Source organism: Pseudoalteromonas sp. NZS100_1 (assembly GCF_015864285.1).
GTDB classification, from domain to species: domain Bacteria; phylum Pseudomonadota; class Gammaproteobacteria; order Enterobacterales; family Alteromonadaceae; genus Pseudoalteromonas; species Pseudoalteromonas arctica.
Genome location: NZ_JADYXN010000064.1, coordinates 1 through 3,336 on the forward strand (window position 1 = coordinate 1; position 3,336 = coordinate 3,336).

Consider the following 3,336-nt stretch of genomic DNA (forward strand, 5'->3'; position numbering starts at 1 on the left):
ACTTTACTTATATCCCAGTTGCCTTTAATTACAGCCCCATTAACCCAAAGCGTTTGAGTAAATGGCGTTTTAGAGCGGGATTCGTTGGCCTCTCTCTTAATTTTTTTCATTTCTTCACCGTAAGTAACTCTAATATCATCTTCACTAAAGGCTATGGTTTCATTAAACTCGAACTGAAGTTCATCTGCTCTGTGTTTGCCAGTGCTAGAAAAAAGGCCGAGACCTATTTCATCCCAAAAGTAAACGTCGTTTGCTAAGTGAGTGACTCTGTCGTATGGGCCGAGTATTTTAACCCATTCATCAATGCTGGTATTAAAGACAAGTGATTGGTCTTTATAGGTTAAATTGCAGCCATTAACTTGAAAGTCACTTCCTTCAGGAGAGGCCGCTTGTATTTTTTCAGCGGGCGCTAATAATGCAGTAACGGTGCTCACTGTCACTTTATCGCACCCAGCTAGCGTTAAAGCGAGTGATATAAATATAAGTTGCTTAGTTAAAGTAGTCATAAACATCTCTAAAAAGGGTGGTGAAGTTTGATTGTGATTGATCTTATTTATTTATGTATTTCAACAGCAGCGATTGCTTCTTCATCATTATCGCGCTCAAAGTTTAAGTTAAATTGACCTTTACGCGTAATGGTAAAAATAGCACGTTGCCAATCTTCCGCTTCGTTTTTAATAGCGTGGTCAAATAACGTTTTAAATAATTCAGTTATATTTTCAGATACAGCAATTGCATGCTCTGTTTCGTCATCTGCTTTTATAAAGTGGGCTTTACACTCAACCACAGCATTATTCTCGCAATCTAAAATAAGCTGAGCTTCAAGCCATGGCGCATCTATTTGCTGGTAAAGGTACTGACCAAGTTGTTGCGGGATGTTTTTAATGTCAGGCTGCATTGGCTGTCCTTAACGCTCAGGTTTATTACGTATTAAATCATTGGCTAGCATTGGATGTGGCGTAAGTTGTGATTTGGTTATACCAAGTAAGTTTGCCACTAACGCATGCTCTAAACACCAGTAGCCAATGTAATAATCAGTATATTCAAATTCACAATCACATTCATGGTTGCCGTGCCAGTCTGCATCATCAAGTTGGGCATACCACTGAGATATAAATTGGTTTAACTTCTGTGCTTGCGTATTTTTATCAAGACTAAAGGCGTCAAACAAACACTGGTAAACATCAGGGTAATAGAGGGTCTTTGCCATAGGGCGCTGTGAATCACCGAGCTTTACGGCTATAGCATCAAATAATGCATCTTTACCTTGTTCACCAATGACATCAAGCGTTTTATTAATATGCTCAGTGGGCGCGTCGCAGGCAACTAGCAACGACAGCCACCAAAGCGTATAAATATAGCGATTTATATTCGCAGAGCCACACGCCTCGCCGGCGCCGCCAAGTTGCTCAAAATCAACACGGTAAAACTGATGGGGTTGTGGAATGTTATCAGCTACCGACGTGAGCTGTTCACGATAAGGTAAAATAGCGAGTACAAAAGGGCGTAATTCATCAATAGAGGCACCATAAGAATAATGCGCTACAGCACGCATAATCGCTAGTTGAAACAGTCTCTGAGCCACATCAACGCGCTGAGTAGGGGAGGTAAATACAGCGTCGTCGAGTGCGGCTTGTGTTTCAGTTAGCGCTTCATCAAGGTCACTAATAAGTTCGTGAAAATAGTCAGCGTCCTTACGGTTATCACGTAGCATTCATGTCATCCTTTAAAGTGAGCTAAATCTTTAGGGTAATACGGGTGGTCAATAAAACTGCTGTCGTCAATATTATAAAGTTTAACGACTAAAGCCGAACCCCAGCACCAGTAGCCAATGTAAGCATCCGTATCCATTAAATGATAATCAGGGCTTCCTTCGGCTTTATACCATGCATCGAGATATGCTTTCACTAATTCAGGTCGCTGCTCGGGTGACCCTTCAATAACGTTATATAATTTACCAAAACGTTTTTTGAATAACGGTATTGTTGCAGCTTGGCGTTCACTATCTCCCATCGCGATAGCAAGGTTATCGAGTAAAGCATCTTGTCCTTGATTAGCGATAAGCTCTAATGTTTTTAGGTAATAGTCTTCACCCATGGCCAAGCAGTAGGCAAAGGTAAGCCAAATAATTGTGCGTCTTAAATCATCTTCGTGTAACTCCTCCCAATCGATACGATTTTTTTGCTCATTTGCAGGTAAGGCGTCAGCATAGTCTTTTTGCCATTGACGGTATTTAAGTGCTTCAAGTAAGTGAGGTTTGAGCTCAGTTAAATTGTCTCCGCGGGAGTAGCGTTCGTGAAGTAAACGAACTACATAATCAACCAACCCAAAAGATAATTTCATTTTAACTTCTGTAGAAAACTCTTTATTATGCTTAACATCATTTAAGTAATCATCGATAGTTTCTGTACTAAATTCTACTTGTTCATCAAAGTAGGCTTTACTTTTTAATTTATCTCTTAACATTTCTACTCCTAAAACCCTTGGGGTGTCCCAATGATATTACCTAGTTTATTTAGCTCTTTAACTAATAAATTACCGTCAGGTGTATTGCGAATTAGTATCTTTTCAACTGAGCCGTCATTTGTACGTATTGCTTTCAAAATTTTTGCTCGTTCTTTCCTACTTAGCCCTGCTTTTTGTAAGCGTTTATCAGTAACCCAATCATCACTCATTTGCTTGCCGTCTATGGCAAGCTGTGGCAGCAGTAGGTCGTATTGCCAACTTGTTGATATTTCATGAATAGTAAACTGACTATTTAATAGCACTTTTACTCTTTAAGCGCAGCGTCTCTTAACCTCTTTGTGAATAATTCATTTAAAATATTTTTTGCACAAAGAGAAAAGAATGAGAAGTAAATGAGGGCGTTAACCATAAAAAACAGTCATTATGTGAAAGGTTAGGCGCTAATTTTTAGCGCCTAACTCCACAACATCCATGTTGTTAAAGAGTGGGTTAAATTAATATTTAATGTGTTTGAACAGCTGCTATTACTTCTTCATCGTTATTATCGCGCTCAAAGTTTAAGTTAAACTGGCCTTGTCGAGTGATAGTAAAAATAGCGCGTTGCCAATCCTCAACTTCATTTTTAATGGCGTGGTCAAATAACGTTTTGAATAATGCTGTCATATTTTCAGATACAGCAATTGCATGCTGTGTTTCGTCATCTGGTTTAATAAAGTGAGCCTTGCATTCAAGTATATTGTTGTTTTCGCAATCTAAAATAAGATGAGCTTCAATCCACGGAGCATTAATTTGTTGATAAAGGTACTGACCTAGGTGTTGCGGGATGTTTTTAATATTAGGTTGCATTGGCTTTCCTTAGCGTTTAGTTAT

At 39.0% G+C, this 3,336-nt stretch carries 5 protein-coding genes and 1 pseudogene; all 6 read right to left on the reverse strand.

All coding sequences use genetic code 11. From position 1 onward, the window contains the following. Positions 1–506, reverse strand: a pseudogene (locus I6F66_RS20365) (hypothetical protein); the annotation flags it as partial. Between the two features lie 47 nt (positions 507–553). Continuing rightward, positions 554–898, reverse strand: a complete 345-nt coding sequence (locus tag I6F66_RS20370) for an immunity protein YezG family protein (RefSeq protein WP_165729595.1) — start codon at positions 896–898, stop codon at positions 554–556. A 9-nt stretch (positions 899–907) separates the two neighbouring features. Next, positions 908–1,714 carry a PoNe immunity protein domain-containing protein gene (locus tag I6F66_RS20375; protein ID WP_165729596.1) on the reverse strand — a complete coding sequence of 269 codons (807 nt, stop codon included), beginning with the start codon at positions 1,712–1,714 and terminating at the stop codon, positions 908–910. 5 nt (positions 1,715–1,719) lie between these two features. Beyond that, complete coding sequence (locus tag I6F66_RS20380) at positions 1,720–2,466, reverse strand: PoNe immunity protein domain-containing protein (RefSeq protein WP_165729597.1); 747 nt, start codon at positions 2,464–2,466, stop codon at positions 1,720–1,722. 8 nt (positions 2,467–2,474) lie between these two features. After that, positions 2,475–2,768 (reverse strand): hypothetical protein, encoded by a 294-nt coding sequence (locus tag I6F66_RS20385; protein WP_165729593.1) that lies wholly within the window; start codon positions 2,766–2,768, stop codon positions 2,475–2,477. Between the two features lie 199 nt (positions 2,769–2,967). After that, complete coding sequence (locus I6F66_RS20390) at positions 2,968–3,312, reverse strand: immunity protein YezG family protein (protein WP_165729598.1); 345 nt, start codon at positions 3,310–3,312, stop codon at positions 2,968–2,970. Between the last annotated feature and the right edge of the window lie 24 nt (positions 3,313–3,336).